The organism is Cytobacillus sp. S13-E01 (assembly GCF_029193815.1).
In the GTDB taxonomy this organism is placed as follows: domain Bacteria; phylum Bacillota; class Bacilli; order Bacillales; family Bacillaceae_L; genus Bacillus_BV.
The window spans coordinates 1-15,467 of record NZ_JARFVC010000034.1 but is presented as its reverse complement, the minus strand read 5'-3'; the positions used below and the strand labels follow the sequence as shown (position 1 = coordinate 15,467).

Sequence of the window (15,467 nt, the reverse complement as noted above, 5' to 3'; positions counted from 1 at the left end):
ATAATGAGGGAGTATAAAATTTGTACTTAGTTTTCACCATGAGTATCTAAATCTACTTTTTATCAGGAACATTATCGATACCGCCAGGGTGAAATGGGTGACATTTGGATATTCGTTTAATGGTAAGCCACCCGCCTTTGAATGGTCCAAAACGTTTAATAGCTTCCAAACCATAATGTGAACAAGTGGGGTAGAATCTACACGTTGGTGGCTTAAGAGGAGATAAAAATTTCTGATAAAATCGAATGATTCCGATAAAAAGTAATTTAAGCAATGTGAAGCACTTCCTTTACATAAATGGGGATATATATACTATACTATAATTGTAGATAATAGTAGCTTATAAAAAAATAATCTTAATTCGGTTTAAATAGATGAAATTTATCGGAATTAACGTTATGATAATAATAAGTATTGAAAAGGAGTGGTAATATGCCATCAGTCGAAAGTTTTGAACTTGATCATGATGCTGTAAAAGCACCATATGTTAGACATTGTGGAGTGCACAAAGTTGGAAGTGACGGTGTTGTAAATAAATTTGATATACGTTTTTGTCAGCCAAATAAACAAGCAATGAAGCCGGATGCTATTCATACTCTAGAGCACTTGCTTGCTTTTAATATTCGTAAGCACTCAGAAAAATATGATCATTTTGATATTATTGATATTTCACCTATGGGATGCCAAACAGGTTACTATTTAGTGGTAAGTGGTGAGCCGACTGTAAGTGAAATTGTAGATTTATTAGAAGATACATTAAAAGAGGCAGTTGAAATCACTGAAATCCCTGCAGCAAATGAAAAACAGTGTGGTCAAGCTAGACTACATGATCTTGAAGGTGCTAAACGTTTAATGCGCTTCTGGCTAGAGCAATCAAAAGAAGATCTTCATAAAGTTTTCGGGTAAACAAAAAGATAAGAAAGTATAAAAGTTTGTACCTAGTTTTAGTGCCTAGCTCCTGGCGCCCTGCGCTTTTCTTAATTAGTTTAGGTGTCCAACTCCGAGCCAGTATTGGCCCCGAGGTCAAAAGCCATAAGCGGCCACCCTGCGCCTTTTTTCTTAGTAAATCAGAATTTAAATCGAAAAATTCTTAACGCATAAGTGCAACTACGCTTCTTTGCACAAGGCACTCGGTGAGTTTTTTTACCTAGTTTTTATCACATAAAAGCCAGTTATATCAAAATTTTAGATGATATAACTGGCTAAATACTTTTAACGGTTCTCCGTTTTTATATGACGTTCCTCAATCTTTTCGATAATTTTCTCAACCTGACGAGAATCTTGAATAATGTCTTGTTTGTTTTTATCGATTAATTTCTTGAAACTTAAGTGCATCGCACTTCTTTTTCTCATTTAAATGATCCTTCTTTCTCATATATGCCTTCTTACGATACTAAGTATACAACGAAAAGTCTGACTTGTAAATATTTTACACCTAGTAAGAATTGTAAAAATATATAGATAGTAGAAGTCCACTCCTTTAGGTGTGGGAGTATCACAGAAAAACAAGTAATGCATTGAAAAATGGTCCGAAGCTTTGTTGATAAGGAAATTAATCCATATATTTAGGAATGGGATGCACAGGGGCATTTGAACCAAGTATATTGAAGCAGTTAGCAAAAGAGATAAAATTAAATGCGACTACCATTAAAAATACTACTATTGACAGTCGTTCTGATGGTGATATACTCGTAAAGGGGCATTAGGACAAACACCGATTGAAGTTTTACTTTATAAGAATAAAAACCTTTTATAGGATCGTGGACTTTTCTAGAGGAGCACTCTATTTTCGCCACACAACTGTCTAATTGACAATTGTGTGGTTTTTTTATGCAATGAAAGGGGGAGTTTAATTGAAGAATTGGCATTATGCACTTGTTGTTTTTTTAGGTGGATGCTGTTACGGAGTATTATCGACGTTTGTTAAACTTGCTTACGCTGCTGGATATTCAATGGCTGAGGTAACTGGAAGTCAATTTTTAGTAGGAACGTTAGTAATATGGGGTGTGTGTCTATTTACGAAAAAGGAAAAGATTCATCCTATGCAAGCCTTCAAGATTATATTGGCGGGAATACCAATGGGATTAACAGGGATATTCTATTATCAGTCTTTGCAGACAATCAATGCTTCCCTAGCAATTATCTTCTTATTTCAATTTGTATGGATCGGCACACTGGTAGAATGGATCGTCGATAAAGAAAAACCAACGAAAGGTAAACTAGTTTCTATCGTCATTCTTCTATTTGGCTCAATTCTAGCAGGAGGACTTATTGGGAAAGATGAACTGGTTCTATCTTGGGTAGGAATTTTTTGGGGGATTCTTGCAGCTTTGTCATTTTCAATCTTTATTTTTGTTAGCGGGACTGTTGCAAAAGAGACACCACCCATTCTAAAGAGTGCACTCCTTTCAACAGGGGGATTATTCGTTGTGTTTGTATTTTTTCCACCGATGTTTTTGTTAGATTATCAAGTAGTAAGCGGTGTAGCGCCATTTGGATTGTATCTTGGAATATTTGGTGTAGTTTTACCACCGTTGTTATTTTCGATTGGAATGCCGCATATTGGACCAGGACTTGGCACAATATTGTCAGCCTCTGAGCTTCCAGTTGCTGTTATAATGTCTGCTCTCATACTATCCGAATATGTAGGATTGATACAGTGGTTTGGAGTAGCTCTTATTTTAGGAGGGATTATTATTGGGAATGTAAAATTTTCAAAAGGAACATCACTGAAAAGTTCATTTAAAAATAGAAACTACAAAACCAATATTAATTAAAAATAGTAGGTATACAATCTAGCTCTAGGGCGAATATATAAATAATCTAATAGGGAGGTTGTTAAACTGGATATTAGGATGAGCCTTATGTGTGGGTGGGGGCCAAGGAATGGCGATGATGATTGAACGAGAATAAGGCCGTAGTAATGAAATGTTACTAGTAAAAGATTAGGGACATATAAATTTATAAGAGATTAACAAAAGCCCATGCAAATACACGGGCTTTATTTACATTAAAATTTTGGTGAAATGCGATGCTTAGTAGCTTGTTCAAAAGCGTATGCAACTTTTAATAACGTGGGTTCGCTATATGCTGTACCGGTGAATGTGATACCAACAGGCTCACCTTCACTGGTATAACCTGCAGGAACAGTAATTGATGGATAGCCTGCTTTAGCAGGAATACTAGCACCATAATTATTCGGAAATACAATTACATCGAGTTCATTTTCAATTAAGGCCGAGTCTATTCCTTGTTTAGTTGACAGGTAAATGTCTTGTTCTAATGAATGTATATAATCTTCCTCTGTTAGTGACCCACTTGTTAGTTCTGATTCAATTAGAATCTTTTGTCCATATTTGAGTGTCTCTTCTTTGTGTCCATTGTTAAAAGCAATTACATCCTTTAACGTCCGGATTGGAACGGATGGATGAAGACCATTCAAATACGAATTTAAATCTGCTTTAAATTCGAATGTCAGTACATCATAAGTCCATTTTGCTTTTGTTGAGGGTATGTTAACTTCATCGATCACTGTCATACCGATTTCTTGTAATTTTTGTATCGCTTTATTTAATAGTTCCCGTTTCTCTTCGTTTAGATAGTCAAAATAGACATCTCTTGCTATACCGACTTTAAAGGAACCATGGTATGTATCTTGTAAAAAGGTTGTATAATCAGTTTTAGCAAGCTCACCACTAGTCAAGGTAATTGGATCATTTTCATCAATCCCAATCATTGCGTTTAATAATAAAGCAGCATCTGTTACTGTTCTAGCCATCGGACCTGGCGTGTCTTGACTATGTGAAATAGGAATAATACCAGAGCGGCTCACCAGACCGACAGTAGGCTTTAGACCAACAAGAGAATTTTGACTAGCCGGACTTAAGATTGATCCAGAGGTTTCAGTTCCGATAGCAACAGCAGCAAAGTTAGCAGCTATTGCAGCACCAGAACCAGAGCTAGATCCACCAACATCGAACCTACCGGGACCATATGGATTTAATACCTGTCCACCTCTTGAACTATAGCCGCTTGGCATGCCTTCAGTCATGAAGTTTGCCCATTCTGTCATATTTGTTTTTCCAAGAATAACGGCACCTGCTTTACGCAATTGTCTAGCTACAAAAGAATCCTTCATTGCGATTGAATGCTGTAGCGCAAGTGAACCAGCAGAAGTGTGCATTTTATCAAACGTATCAATATTATCTTTTATAAGTACTGGAATCCCATGTAATGGTCCACGTGATCCGTTTGTTTTCCGTTCCGTATCAAGAGCTATAGCAATATGTAGTGCATCAGGATTTACTTCAATTATTGAATTGATTGTCCTATCATGCTCTGCAATTCTAGAAAGATATAAAAGAATGAGCTCTTTTGATGTTAACTCACCAGATTCCAACTTTACCTGCATGCCTTCAATTGTAGCTTCATTCAACCATGATTCATATAATTCCTTTAGGCGAGGATCCTGCACCTGTTATTCCTCCTTGTTTGAATCGCTTTTATTTTCTTCTTCTACATATTGATTTTCATCAAGCTCGTCTACTGTATGTTTATAGTCATATGCTTTTGAGGTAGTCATAAGTGTAAGAACTAAAACAACAATAACGATAAGTATAGAGATAATAAGGATTGTATACAAAAAAATTATCCTCCTATTTTGTGTTAACAATAGTTTATCACGTTAATGCTAGTAGTTGTTAAAAGAAACAATCATTTATTTATAAAAATCTATTAATAATATTGACAAGTATATGTAGGTTTTGAACAAGAAAAACAGGGTATGTTAAAGGGTAAGGAGGCGAAGGAATTATGGATAATCAATTAACAGTAATAGTAAACAAGCAAATAGCGAATTGGAGTGTTCTTTACATTAAGCTACATAATTACCATTGGTTTGTAAAAGGTCCTTCATTTTTTACACTACATGACAAATTTGAGGAACTCTATAATGAATCTGCCGTTCATATTGATGAGCTAGCAGAACGTTTATTAGCATTGCAGGGTGAACCGGTCGCTACTATGAGAGAAATTTTAGAAGTATCAACGATAAAGGAAGCAAATGGAAATGAAACTGCTGAACAAATGGTTCAAGAGATTACAAATGATTTCAATACATTAACAAATGAACTTAAAGAAGGCATGGGTGTAGCGGATGAAGTAGGAGACGAAACAACAGGTGATATGTTGTTGGCTATTCATCAGAGTCTTGAAAAACATGTATGGATGTTAAACTCATTCTTAGGTAAATAACAAGATGTGACCTCTGACTTTCTATCCTTTTGGATAGAAGGTTTTTTTGTTGTTTAGGAATTTATAAAATTGTAAGTTTGTGTATAACTTCGTGTCTTTGTCTATCTACGTCTAGCTCCAGGCGCCATCGGACCTTAGGTCATAAACCATTTCCTTTAAGAAGGAAAAACCACCTTCTTGAATAAACCGTCTTATGCTTGACTTGCACAGGATGTGCTGATGTCGATGTTCGCCACAGGACGTGGCGGGTTTTAATCGACGCTCAGGTAAGCGGGCGCGCCTTGCGCTTTTGTTATGTTAAGATAGTCTAAATAATAGAAACATTTCGTTTCGTTGTATATAATAGAATCTATGAAGGGAGAGCAGACTTATGGATATTAGTAGTATTATGGCAAATAATGTTGCAGAAATACAAAGAACACTAAGTTCAAACCTTCTAAAAAGTCAAATGGCTACACAGGCTGCACAAGCAACTGTCATGCTTGATGATCTGACGAAGGCACAAGCTTCTACACAACAAGCCCCTCATCCAACACATGGGAACAGACTAGACTTAAAAGGTTAAAATGATAAGCTGGATTTTTATAGCTTCTTTTAATAGAAAAAGTAATGATAGGCTCATAGAGTAGAATAAGGGAGGTATAATGGATGATTGATTTAAGAAGTGATACTGTCACAAAACCGACAGAAGAGATGAGAAGAGCCGCCTATGAAGCAGAGGTTGGTGATGATGTCTATCAAGAAGACCCTACAGTTAGAAAACTTGAAGAAGTAGCAGCAGAGATGTTAGGTAAAGAAGATGCACTTTTTGTTACAAGTGGTACACAAGGCAATCAAATTGCGGTTCTAACTCATTGTGTTCCAGGCAATGAAGTGTTACTGGAGGAGGACTCTCATATATTCTATTATGAAGGTGGAGCTGTTTCGGCATTTGCTGGTGTTCAAACACGAACCATTAAGGGTATACGTGGTGCAATGGATCCTTTGGTGGTAGAAGCAGCAATTCGTGGTGAAGACATTCATGTGCCTGAAACTGGCCTGATTTGCTTAGAGAATACTCACAATCGTGCAGGTGGGGCAATAGTGCCTGTTGAAAACATGGCTGGGATTTATAATGTTTCGAGGAAGTATAATGTGCCCGTCCATTTAGATGGTGCTAGACTTTTTAACGCAGCTGTGGCATTAAATAAACCTTTAACAGATTTTACTCAGTATACAACCTCGGTTCAGGTATGTTTATCAAAAGGCCTAGGAGCTCCCGTTGGTTCAATCATTGCCGGTGATAAACAATTTATTGCAAAGGCAAGAAAATGGAGAAAGCGGCTTGGTGGTGGCTTACGACAAGTAGGAGTTATTGCGGCACCAGGATTAGTTGCACTAACTAACATGGTGGACCGTCTTTCTGGCGACCATGAAAATGCAAAAATTCTAGCTGATGGTGTAAGGGTAATAACTGGATTAGAAGTAGTGAATGAGGTTGATACTAATATTGTATTAATTGATGTCTCTAAAAAAGGTGTAACATCTAATGAGTTCATTGATCTTCTCGAAAAAGAAGGCGTACAGGCTGTCTCATTTGGTCCTAGCCTAGTAAGAATGACCACACATTATGATGTGCCAAGAGAGCAGATTGATAAAGCATTAACTATCCTTCATAAGATTTAAAATTCTAGCGGAAGTCATTTTCCGCTTTTTTTGACTTTTATTAGGTATTGAAACAGAAAAAGGAAATATGTCGCCATAAGACATATCATCCTTTATAATCATAAATCTTCTTAGTGTAAATTTCGAACACTATCAGAGGGCACCATTTTGGTGTCACCAAATTCTTCACGAGCCATCTTTGCCTTTAGTTTTTCAATCATATAAAATCCAACTAAATTATAAAGTTCTTGATCACTCAATTCAGTTATTAGTGTGATCATATCTTCACGGTCAAGCTGTTCAAGAACAGAGAAAGCTAAGATGTCTGCATCCTCTTCGTCACCAGTTAATTTGTTACGATACATCTCGTATAATTCATCAATAAATTTCATGAAATAGCCCCCTCTAAAACCCGATGTTATCAACTAGTATATCGTATCATACTGAAAAAAATGCGAATAAAAAGTTTGTCCACTTAATTCTTTCCTATTTTTTAGTATAAATGACTTTAAGAAAACTCTCTACAAATAAGTATGAAACTAGCCAAAATAATTGGTTAAAAGGATAATTCAAACAGTTTACTATACATATTTCAAGCAGATCTTGAAAAAGCTATGAAAAGGATTGTTAAAGGGGTGAATAAGGTGGATCAATCGAAAAAAACGTATTATGTTACAATTTCATCTGGAGAAATATCGCAACTAAGTACTGCATCTCCATGGGATTATAAAATTGAGGCGACAGATGAGGATGTTGTTCACCTACGAGAGTATTTTGAACAAAGTTATTCATCAGATTGGCAAGGTTTTTTCCGTGCTCACGTCCCATACCTAGAGTACCATCATGATCCTACAAATGATGCAGTTGATGATACAATGCAAAAAGTGTTTAAGATGATTTATGAATTAGGCGATGAAGAAGCTAGAGAGCATATTAAATCACAAAACATTATTACTAAAATTGGGGAATTAGAATAAGAAAGGCCTCGAGCCGATGTCGCCCGGAGCTAGACACTAAAACTAGGTACAAACTTTTATACTTACTTATCTTTAAGAAAAGGTCACTAAAGAAGTGACCTTTCCCAACCGTTATATTTCTTTTGTAAAGATACATCTATCTTCTAATGTTAATTTCTTTAAAACAGCTTGCATTCCTAATGCTGATGGCATTGCTACAATAGGTATAGATACTAATCCCACCCTATACTTTTTCGATAAAATCACTTCCTTGTGTTCAACATATTTTGAAAATTACATTTTTATAAACTCTCGTCTTTGTACTTATATAGTGATTATGTGGTAACATGGAAGAAATATTATTTAATGGAGAAAGAAGTTATTATGATTGTTTTTCAAGATATGTATTTAAATGAAGTTAATTTATCATTTTCAGAACTCCCTTTTTCAAGCGATCCTAAACATGTTTGGGTTATTTGTCGCTACAAAAATAAATGGTTATTAACAGACCATAGTGAACGTGGTCTGGAATTCCCTGGTGGTAAGGTAGAAGTTGGTGAAACGGCCGATGAAGCAGCTATACGCGAGGTTAAAGAAGAAACCGGTGGGGTTGTTTCAGTACTGACATATATTGGGCAATATAAAGTAATAGGTAAAGGTAAAACGATCATAAAGAATATTTATTTTGCAGAGGTTAGTGAGTTAGTTAAACAAGAAGATTATTTAGAGACGAATGGTCCCGTTTTATTGTCCATTCTTCCAAAAAATATTGACAATGATAATAGGTATAGCTTTATTATGAAGGATGCCGTTCTCTTTCATAGTATAGAATATGTAACAAAAAGGCTCTCTAACTTTTGCTAGAGAGCTTATCTATTGACTTGTGTCTTTAATTAATTTCCTTTCAAGCCACTCTACACCTTGGTACATTAACGTTGCAAACACTGCTATTAATAGTAAGCTTAATAACACAAGTGTAAAGTTGAAAACTTGGAAGCCATAAATGATCATATAGCCTAAGCCTTTTGCTGACACTAGGAATTCCCCGACAATGACACCTACCCAAGACAATCCTACGTTTACTTTCAATGTTGAAATAATTGTCGGGAAGGAAGCTGGTAAGATTGCTTGGGAAAAACATTGCTTTCTTGTTGCACCAAAGGTTTTTAGTACTTTAATATAGTTAGGATCTACTTCTTTAAATGAAGTGTAAACGACAATCGTTGTGATTATTATTGATATTATCGCACCCATCGTAATAATGGAGACAAAGCCCGGACCTAACGCAACAATGAGTATCGGTCCAAGCGCTACCTTTGGCATGGCGTTTAATATCACAAGGTAGGGATCTAAAATATTAGAAAGTCTAGCTGACCACCAAAGAATGGCTGCTAACACTGTACCTAACAATGTTCCGATAATAAAGCCTAAAACCGTTTCGAATAAGGTTATACCCACATTAGACAGGATAGAACCATCGGCTAATTTTGTTAAAAATAACTTCCATATTTTTGAGGGTGAGCTAAAGATAAGCGGATCTAACCACATTTTTCTACTCGCTATTTCCCAGCCCGAAAAAAAGACAAAGAAGATAAGAATTTGGTAAAATCGAACTAACCGTTTCTCTTTTTTAATTTCATATAAATACTGTTTATGGAGGAGACCTATAGTATTAGTCTTGTTCAAATTTATCTAACTCCTTCCATATCTCTTGAAAGATTGGTGCAAATTGTCCGTGTTGGCGTGCTTCAAAAGGAGTTAAATTTCGCAATTGACTAGGGATAATGAACGTTCTAGCGAGTGAACCAGGGTTAGGAGATAACAAAAAAATACGGTCACTCATTGCAATTGCTTCCCCAATATCATGGGTTACAAGTAATGCAGTTTTTTCATATTCCTTCAATGTTTTAGACATTAAGTCTTCAAGTTTGAGTTTTGTTTGATAATCAAGAGCTGAGAATGGCTCATCGAGTAATAGAATCTTTGGATTAGTTGCTAGTGTTCTAACAAGTGAAGCCCTTTGTCTCATCCCACCTGATAGTTGTTTTGGATAAGACTTTTCTACTCCTTTAAGTCCCATTTCTTTCAGCAAGCCAATAGTTTTTTGTTTATTTTCATCCGTATACTTCTGCATCGTACGCAAGCCTACAAAAATATTTTCTTCAATTGTTTTCCAAGGAAACAAGTAATCATGTTGAAGCATATACCCAATCGATGGACGACTGTTATTTGATGTATTACCTTCCACTATTATTTGTCCTTCTGTCGGTTTCAATAGTCCGGCGATGATCGAGAGTAGTGTTGTTTTCCCACAACCACTTGGACCAAGGAAGGAGACAAACTCTCCCTCCTCAATTGTCAGAGATATATTTTCTAGTGCGTTTGTGGCGGACTCTTTTGTAAAATAGGTATGGTGAATCCTATCTACTTTAAGAAAACTCACAGTTACCACTCCTATTTGGAAATGACTTTTTCAGCAAAAGTTGTGTTAACTAATGTGCTGTAATCTATTCGTGCTGGCAATTCACCTGCTTCATCCATAATATTTTGGAGATTATTCCACTCTTCTTCATCTAAGATTGGGTCAGTTGCAAATGAACCTTGGTTTCTATAGCGTTCTACTACTGTTTCAATTGTTTCAAGTGAAGTATCTTCGAAAAATGCTTGAATCGACGTAGCAACCTCCATCGCACTATGTGTTTCAACCCATTGCTGTGCTTTGTAGATGGCCCGAGTGAATTTATCAATAACGTCTTTATTACCATCTAAATAGCTTTGTTTTGCCATGAAAGTGGTATATGGTACATAGCCGGACTCTTCGCCAAACGAAGCAACGATGTAGCCTTTACCCTCTTGCTCAAAAATACTTGCTTGTGGTTCAAACAATTGAACATAGTCACCTGTTCCAGAAGCAAAGGGTATGTATAACAAGAAACACTACTATTTTAACCTAAGATTAATTAGCAATTACTTTTAATCATTGGCTAGGATAATTCAGATAATATAATGATATTGAACCAATTAGAATAGGAATTCAAATGGGAATTAACATTGACAAGGGTATTATACAAAAAGTATCGATGGGAGAATAAATACAACATGTTGAAAAGTTAAAGAGGTGAACAATGAAGCAAAAGGGGAATGTGAAAAATGTCAGTGACCCTTTTTTTTGAACAAAACACAAAAAGAAAGTATCAAAGAGGTCTTATCAGTTTATTGTAATATGTCAATGATTAGGAAAGAACCTTTGATATCGGTTGTTTGTCATGTAAAGGTAATAATATTAATTGAATTTACTGTGGCTAGACCTATAACAGCCATTATTTATATGATGCACAGTATAAGGATACTGGTAATATACAATCATTAAGAGGTGATTATGCTTAGTGAACTTTAGGTTCTAAAATAAGTTAATATGGTTAAAAAGGGCTAAAGCCCATGTGATAAGAACCTACAAAGGACGATAAAAAAAGAGCCAGTAGGCTCCATTTGAAATATTATTTATCGTATTTTATATTGCCCCTGCCAGTGATACGACCGGCATCCTGTTGATTTTCCTTCAGTCTTTGTTCCGCATCCATTAAGTTCTTTTCCGACAATTCATATGCATCGGTAACTTTTTTCAACAGCTCGTTCTGCTTCTTGATGTATTCCCAGTCTTCTTCACGTTCCTTTTCGAACCGCTGAACCCGGTCAAACATCAATTCGTAATGCTCTTTTAGTAATTCTTCATGCGTTATTTTGCCTAATTGTTCCTGTGTCAAAATTATATACCTCCCATAAATGAATATTTCAGTAGCAGTTTACCCCCGAAAAGGTAAGCTAATTCAACAACTGAAATTTAATTAAAAGTATCTGGAAGTTTTATACCATTTTTTCTTGTATCCAAAACTTATAAGTTTTGTTTTTGGTGTTCCACCAGAAGTTAAGGAGAGTGTCAATAGTGAATTAAGCAGGTTATAGCAAAGGGAAGCAAGTGATTTCATTCACTTAAAACCAGAACTCTCTTGTTGAATATAACAAAGGAGGGGTATTGCGAATACCTCTTTGTAAGCCTTAAAACGTATGGGTAATTCCGTAACGTTTTAGTAGACTTAGAATCTAAACCGGACAATTAATTATACTTTGGAACCTCGAATGTTAAAGGAGCATTTGGAAAGTTATCCATAATTTTTTTTAAATCAAATGCTTGATCATATGCCCACCTTACTGTTCGCAGCCATCCTTAATGTCGCTATCTAATGGAAGTTGGTCTTTATTTTTGTCGGATGGTATTAAAAGAAAGAGCCGTCAGCTCTAATGACTATTGTATAATGTCATTAGAGCTGACGGCTCTTAAACTAGAAAAGGAAAAGGTTATTTGTTCCTCTTCGCTTGGCGGCCCAGAGAACAAATAACCTCACACTATGATGACTATTATACTAAAGTGCCCCATTGCTATCAATAAATATAAGAGATTTGTTAAAACTTTTAATGAAGAGGTTTTTTGCCCCTGTTGTGGAAGGAAAACCAGAAAACACGGAAAGTATAAAAAAACGATTCATTTTAAGCATCAATCCTTCCGGATTCCTATCATGCGTAGAAGGTGTCCAGATTGTAATAAAACCTTTTCGTTGATGCCTTGCTTTGCTATCCCGTGGGGAAGGTTTGCCATACATATTTATGAATTTTTAGGAAGATGGTTGATTAGCGGCATTCCCATTAGTCAATTAGCTGAGCTTTTAACGACCTCATCAGTTTCAGTCGTTTCCCTTAAGACACTTTATCGTTGGAAGCGTCGGTTTCAAGAACTATGGGGAAACTGGTGGATTGATCAACGAAAGAAATGGATAGCTGAGTTCGATGGTGAAGAAGGGGTACTGCCCTTATATCGAGAAGGAATAAGCTCTAGCCAAGAGATTCAACTTCTTCTCTCCTTCTTTTTTAATGATGGCGCTATTCCTTGTAAAGGAAGGCTTCTTTCCATGATCAATCTCCGCCAGCCCATTTTCTATCGGTGAAGTCAGGTAAAACGTCGGATTAATTGGTCAATATTTATAAAAATTCCTTTTTCTTGCTCCACAAAATATGTCCCTATCTTAGAAGCTAAAAATCTAGGAAAATGGGGTTGTTTCCTATTTTATGGAATGAGAGGAGAAAAAGAGATGAATGAAACGACGCGAAACGAGGTAGCTGCCTTTCGATTTGGATTAATTGCACCAATCGTTCAACGGCAACTACAGCCTGGGGAGAGGTATGCCCTTTTAAAGGAAGTTGCTAAACAAAGATATACTGTCCCAGGCAGTGAAAAGAATACAGTGAGTATTCGATCATTAGAGAGGTATCTTCAAGCTTACGAGCAGGATGGGTTTGAGGGACTTAAACCTCAATTGAGAGAAAAAAGAGGAAGCTTACAGAATCAAGATCCAGAGGTGCTGAAACGAGCGATTGAGTTACGAAAGGAATTACCTAGTAGAAGTGTTGAACAGGTTATCCGAATACTAGAGTTAGAGGGTATGGTTTCAGTGGGTGTTCTAAAACCTCGCACTCTATCACGATATTTCCAAGAAACGGGCTGGAGTAAAAAAGACATTTACCGTGCGGTAAAGAAGGAATTCCGACATTTTGAACATGATTCACCAAATGATTGCTGGCAAGCAGATACGCAGCACACCCTCTATTTACCCGATCCAAAAAATCCTGATAAGCGAAAAAAGGCCTATCTCATAGCGATTATAGACGATCATAGTAGAAGAATTATGCATGCCGAATTTTTTATGGAAGAAAGATATCCTCGTTTAGAACGTTGTGTTCAAAAAGCTGTTGTAAGATTTGGTGTTCCAAACCTTTTTTTCTGCGATAACGGTTCGGTTTATAGTGCCAAGCAGTTTCAAATTATGTGTGCACGAATGGGTACAAAACTTGTGCACGCAAAGCCATATTCGCCAGAATCAAAAGGAAAAATTGAGAAATATTTCCAATTTGTAGATAGTAGTTTTACAGGAGAAGCGAATTTGTTAATCAATCAAGGAAAACTCACGACATTAAAGCAATTGAACGAATACCTACGGTCTTGGTTAGAAGCATATGATAACCGTATTCATCGCAGTACAAAACAAACGCCTAAGAAACGCTATGAAGCGAAGGAAGAACAAACTCGTCACCTTCCCGCAGAAAGCTTGAAAGAGATTTTCCTTTGGGAAGAGGAACGAACTGTACGAAAAACAGCGATCATCGAATTAGAAGGCAATCAGTATGATGTAGATTCCTCGTTACGTGGAAAACGAATTCAAATTCGCTATAATCCATTCGATTTATCAATGATTCAAGTATGGAAGGATGATGAGCGCTTTGATGACGCTAAGCCTGCGGAACTCCGTAATCAAAGCCACTCCAAATTACCAGAGGATGCGGAAAATGACCACTCTCCTGTAGGTGTTTCTAGTTTCTTGGAACAATTGAAGAGGCACCAGGAAGAAGAAAAACGAAAACAAGTTGGTACAACCAGTTTTGCCAAATTAAAAGAGAAACAATCAAGGGGGAATGAATGATGCTAGACTTTTTCGAAATGAAGGGTGTTCCTTTCACACGTGAGATTTCACCTAAGCATCTATTCAATTCCTCTAGCCAAAGGGAAGCATCTGCACGATTAGAATATGCCGTGCAGAACCGTCAATTTTGTCTTTTAACAGGGGAAGCTGGGATGGGAAAATCAACGGCAATCCGGTCGTTAGTTCATCAATTAGATCCTATTCATTATCATTATCTATATATATGTGACTCTTCCTTGAATCCAAAACTTTTTTACAGAGAAGTTCTGCAGAACTTCGGCATTCAACCTGCCTTTCGTTCAACGGATGTAAAGCGACAGTACCAATCTTTGATGCTTGATCTTTATGAAAATGAGAGAAAGCGTATCGTCATTGTTCTAGATGAGGCACATCACTTTTCTGACTCAATGTTACAGGAACTACGCTTCATTCTCAATTTTAAAGAAGATTCAATGTCCCCTTTATCTCTTATTGTGGTGGGGCAACCAAGTCTAAGAAATCTATTAAGGGTAAAGCAACTTGAAGCAATTGAACAACGAATTCAGATGCGCTACCAAATGAGTGGTCTAACAGAAAAAGAGACGATTGATTATATACGACATCAGTTAAAAGTGGTTGAAACCCCTCATGAAATCTTTTCAGAAGAGGCTATCCAGGCAATTTATAATTTTAGTCAAGGGATTCCACGTAAGATCAATACACTTTGTAGTCAAAGCTTATTGGATGCCTTTATTCAAGGTAATAAGATTGTAGGCGAATCTCATATACATCGGGTGATAAATGAACTGTAGTAGAGGGATTCCCCAGTATTATGAACAGTTGGAGAATGGCATTGCCGAGATGGAAGCAACTATTGAACGATTAAGAACGGAGATACATGAGTTAATCAAAATGAAAAATGCATTATATCACTTGAATGGTTTTCTTGAAAAAGAGTCGAAAGAAAAAATCGGGAACTTTCCGTTTTAATCTTCGACAACCAAATTGTCCATTGTAAATGCCAGTGGTGTTGAGGGTGACCGTTAGTCAGTTGCCCCGTCACTGCCGCTGGCAATAAAACCGCCATCGAAGGTGGCTGCGGACA

General features: G+C 36.6%; 19 protein-coding genes and 1 pseudogene. 11 read left to right on the top strand and 9 right to left on the bottom strand.

Annotated elements, in window-relative coordinates:
* Positions 1 to 52 precede the first annotated feature (52 nt).
* Positions 53 to 274 (bottom strand): membrane protein insertion efficiency factor YidD, encoded by a 222-nt coding sequence (yidD, locus tag PY093_RS17090; protein ID WP_275647048.1) that lies wholly within the window; start codon positions 272 to 274, stop codon positions 53 to 55.
* A gap of 158 nt (positions 275 to 432) precedes the next feature.
* On the opposite strand from yidD, the gene PY093_RS17085 reads away from it, so the two are divergent.
* Positions 433 to 906, top strand: a complete 474-nt coding sequence (locus PY093_RS17085) for an S-ribosylhomocysteine lyase (RefSeq protein WP_275647047.1) — start codon at positions 433 to 435, stop codon at positions 904 to 906.
* Between the two features lie 306 nt (positions 907 to 1,212).
* Here the strand turns inward: PY093_RS17085 and PY093_RS17080 are convergent, their stop codons facing one another.
* Positions 1,213 to 1,353 (bottom strand): FbpB family small basic protein, encoded by a 141-nt coding sequence (locus tag PY093_RS17080; RefSeq protein WP_275647046.1) that lies wholly within the window; start codon positions 1,351 to 1,353, stop codon positions 1,213 to 1,215.
* A 500-nt stretch (positions 1,354 to 1,853) separates the two neighbouring features.
* On the opposite strand from PY093_RS17080, the gene PY093_RS17075 reads away from it, so the two are divergent.
* Positions 1,854 to 2,777: an EamA family transporter gene (locus tag PY093_RS17075; protein WP_275647045.1), complete on the top strand. Its 924-nt coding sequence runs from the start codon at positions 1,854 to 1,856 to the stop codon at positions 2,775 to 2,777.
* A gap of 233 nt (positions 2,778 to 3,010) precedes the next feature.
* Here PY093_RS17075 and PY093_RS17070 read toward each other — a convergent pair whose 3' ends face one another.
* Together PY093_RS17070 and ytzI are read right to left on the bottom strand one after the other, a co-directional pair.
* Positions 3,011 to 4,474: an amidase family protein gene (locus tag PY093_RS17070; protein WP_275647044.1), complete on the bottom strand. Its 1,464-nt coding sequence runs from the start codon at positions 4,472 to 4,474 to the stop codon at positions 3,011 to 3,013.
* A 3-nt stretch (positions 4,475 to 4,477) separates the two neighbouring features.
* On the bottom strand, positions 4,478 to 4,642 hold the full coding sequence (ytzI, locus tag PY093_RS17065) for a YtzI protein (RefSeq protein ID WP_275647043.1): 165 nt from the start codon (positions 4,640 to 4,642) through the stop codon (positions 4,478 to 4,480).
* Between the two features lie 170 nt (positions 4,643 to 4,812).
* On the opposite strand from ytzI, the gene PY093_RS17060 reads away from it, so the two are divergent.
* The 3 genes from PY093_RS17060 to ltaE all read left to right on the top strand — a co-directional run bounded on the left by PY093_RS17060 (position 4,813) and on the right by ltaE (position 6,918).
* The gene (locus PY093_RS17060; RefSeq protein ID WP_275647042.1) at positions 4,813 to 5,253 is read left to right on the top strand and encodes a Dps family protein; all 441 of its coding nucleotides are present in this window, start codon (positions 4,813 to 4,815) and stop codon (positions 5,251 to 5,253) included.
* Positions 5,254 to 5,623: 370 nt separating this feature from the next.
* Positions 5,624 to 5,818: a polyribonucleotide nucleotidyltransferase gene (locus PY093_RS17055; protein ID WP_275647041.1), complete on the top strand. Its 195-nt coding sequence runs from the start codon at positions 5,624 to 5,626 to the stop codon at positions 5,816 to 5,818.
* Positions 5,819 to 5,901: 83 nt separating this feature from the next.
* Positions 5,902 to 6,918 carry a low-specificity L-threonine aldolase gene (gene ltaE / locus PY093_RS17050; RefSeq protein WP_275647040.1) on the top strand — a complete coding sequence of 339 codons (1,017 nt, stop codon included), beginning with the start codon at positions 5,902 to 5,904 and terminating at the stop codon, positions 6,916 to 6,918.
* A gap of 110 nt (positions 6,919 to 7,028) precedes the next feature.
* Here ltaE and PY093_RS17045 read toward each other — a convergent pair whose 3' ends face one another.
* The gene (locus PY093_RS17045) at positions 7,029 to 7,289 is read right to left on the bottom strand and encodes a DUF6154 family protein (RefSeq protein ID WP_275647039.1); all 261 of its coding nucleotides are present in this window, start codon (positions 7,287 to 7,289) and stop codon (positions 7,029 to 7,031) included.
* 222 nt (positions 7,290 to 7,511) lie between these two features.
* Between PY093_RS17045 and PY093_RS17040 the strand changes: the two genes are divergently transcribed.
* Both PY093_RS17040 and ytkD read left to right on the top strand, forming a co-directional pair.
* The gene (locus PY093_RS17040; RefSeq protein WP_275647038.1) at positions 7,512 to 7,874 is read left to right on the top strand and encodes a hydrolase; all 363 of its coding nucleotides are present in this window, start codon (positions 7,512 to 7,514) and stop codon (positions 7,872 to 7,874) included.
* Positions 7,875 to 8,237: 363 nt separating this feature from the next.
* A complete protein-coding gene (gene ytkD / locus PY093_RS17035) occupies positions 8,238 to 8,717 on the top strand; it encodes an RNA deprotection pyrophosphohydrolase (RefSeq protein ID WP_275647069.1) in 480 nt (159 codons plus the stop codon).
* 9 nt (positions 8,718 to 8,726) lie between these two features.
* Here the strand turns inward: ytkD and PY093_RS17030 are convergent, their stop codons facing one another.
* From PY093_RS17030 to PY093_RS17015, 4 genes and pseudogenes are all read right to left on the bottom strand, one after another.
* Positions 8,727 to 9,539 carry an ABC transporter permease gene (locus tag PY093_RS17030; RefSeq protein ID WP_275647037.1) on the bottom strand — a complete coding sequence of 271 codons (813 nt, stop codon included), beginning with the start codon at positions 9,537 to 9,539 and terminating at the stop codon, positions 8,727 to 8,729.
* Complete coding sequence (locus PY093_RS17025) at positions 9,526 to 10,296, bottom strand: ABC transporter ATP-binding protein (RefSeq protein WP_275647036.1); 771 nt, start codon at positions 10,294 to 10,296, stop codon at positions 9,526 to 9,528. Before PY093_RS17025 ends, PY093_RS17030 begins: the two co-directional genes overlap by 14 nt.
* Positions 10,297 to 10,307: 11 nt before the next feature.
* Positions 10,308 to 10,769: pseudogene (locus tag PY093_RS17020) on the bottom strand (ABC transporter substrate-binding protein); the annotation flags it as partial.
* Positions 10,770 to 11,350: 581 nt separating this feature from the next.
* A complete protein-coding gene (locus PY093_RS17015) occupies positions 11,351 to 11,617 on the bottom strand; it encodes a hypothetical protein (RefSeq protein ID WP_275647035.1) in 267 nt (88 codons plus the stop codon).
* 642 nt (positions 11,618 to 12,259) lie between these two features.
* Between PY093_RS17015 and PY093_RS17010 the strand changes: the two genes are divergently transcribed.
* The 4 genes from PY093_RS17010 to PY093_RS16995 all read left to right on the top strand — a co-directional run bounded on the left by PY093_RS17010 (position 12,260) and on the right by PY093_RS16995 (position 15,352).
* A complete protein-coding gene (locus PY093_RS17010) occupies positions 12,260 to 12,853 on the top strand; it encodes a DUF6431 domain-containing protein (protein WP_345774247.1) in 594 nt (197 codons plus the stop codon).
* A gap of 144 nt (positions 12,854 to 12,997) precedes the next feature.
* Positions 12,998 to 14,383: a DDE-type integrase/transposase/recombinase gene (locus PY093_RS17005; RefSeq protein WP_275647034.1), complete on the top strand. Its 1,386-nt coding sequence runs from the start codon at positions 12,998 to 13,000 to the stop codon at positions 14,381 to 14,383.
* Positions 14,380 to 15,174: an ExeA family protein gene (locus PY093_RS17000; protein ID WP_275647033.1), complete on the top strand. Its 795-nt coding sequence runs from the start codon at positions 14,380 to 14,382 to the stop codon at positions 15,172 to 15,174. Before PY093_RS17005 ends, PY093_RS17000 begins: the two co-directional genes overlap by 4 nt.
* Complete coding sequence (locus tag PY093_RS16995) at positions 15,164 to 15,352, top strand: hypothetical protein (protein WP_275647032.1); 189 nt, start codon at positions 15,164 to 15,166, stop codon at positions 15,350 to 15,352. Before PY093_RS17000 ends, PY093_RS16995 begins: the two co-directional genes overlap by 11 nt.
* Positions 15,353 to 15,467 lie beyond the last annotated feature (115 nt).

Coding starts and splice junctions, on each gene's coding strand:
- PY093_RS17085 (WP_275647047.1), top strand. CDS start 433: ATGCCATCAGTCGAAAGTTTTGAACTTGATCATGATGCTGTAAAAGCA.
- PY093_RS17080 (WP_275647046.1), bottom strand. CDS start 1,353: ATGAGAAAAAGAAGTGCGATGCACTTAAGTTTCAAGAAATTAATCGAT.
- PY093_RS17060 (WP_275647042.1), top strand. CDS start 4,813: ATGGATAATCAATTAACAGTAATAGTAAACAAGCAAATAGCGAATTGG.
- PY093_RS17055 (WP_275647041.1), top strand. CDS start 5,624: ATGGATATTAGTAGTATTATGGCAAATAATGTTGCAGAAATACAAAGA.
- ltaE (WP_275647040.1), top strand. CDS start 5,902: ATGATTGATTTAAGAAGTGATACTGTCACAAAACCGACAGAAGAGATG.
- PY093_RS17045 (WP_275647039.1), bottom strand. CDS start 7,289: ATGAAATTTATTGATGAATTATACGAGATGTATCGTAACAAATTAACT.
- PY093_RS17040 (WP_275647038.1), top strand. CDS start 7,512: ATGAAAAGGATTGTTAAAGGGGTGAATAAGGTGGATCAATCGAAAAAA.
- ytkD (WP_275647069.1), top strand. CDS start 8,238: ATGATTGTTTTTCAAGATATGTATTTAAATGAAGTTAATTTATCATTT.
- PY093_RS17010 (WP_345774247.1), top strand. CDS start 12,260: ATGATGACTATTATACTAAAGTGCCCCATTGCTATCAATAAATATAAG.
- PY093_RS17005 (WP_275647034.1), top strand. CDS start 12,998: ATGAATGAAACGACGCGAAACGAGGTAGCTGCCTTTCGATTTGGATTA.
- PY093_RS17000 (WP_275647033.1), top strand. CDS start 14,380: ATGATGCTAGACTTTTTCGAAATGAAGGGTGTTCCTTTCACACGTGAG.
- PY093_RS16995 (WP_275647032.1), top strand. CDS start 15,164: ATGAACTGTAGTAGAGGGATTCCCCAGTATTATGAACAGTTGGAGAAT.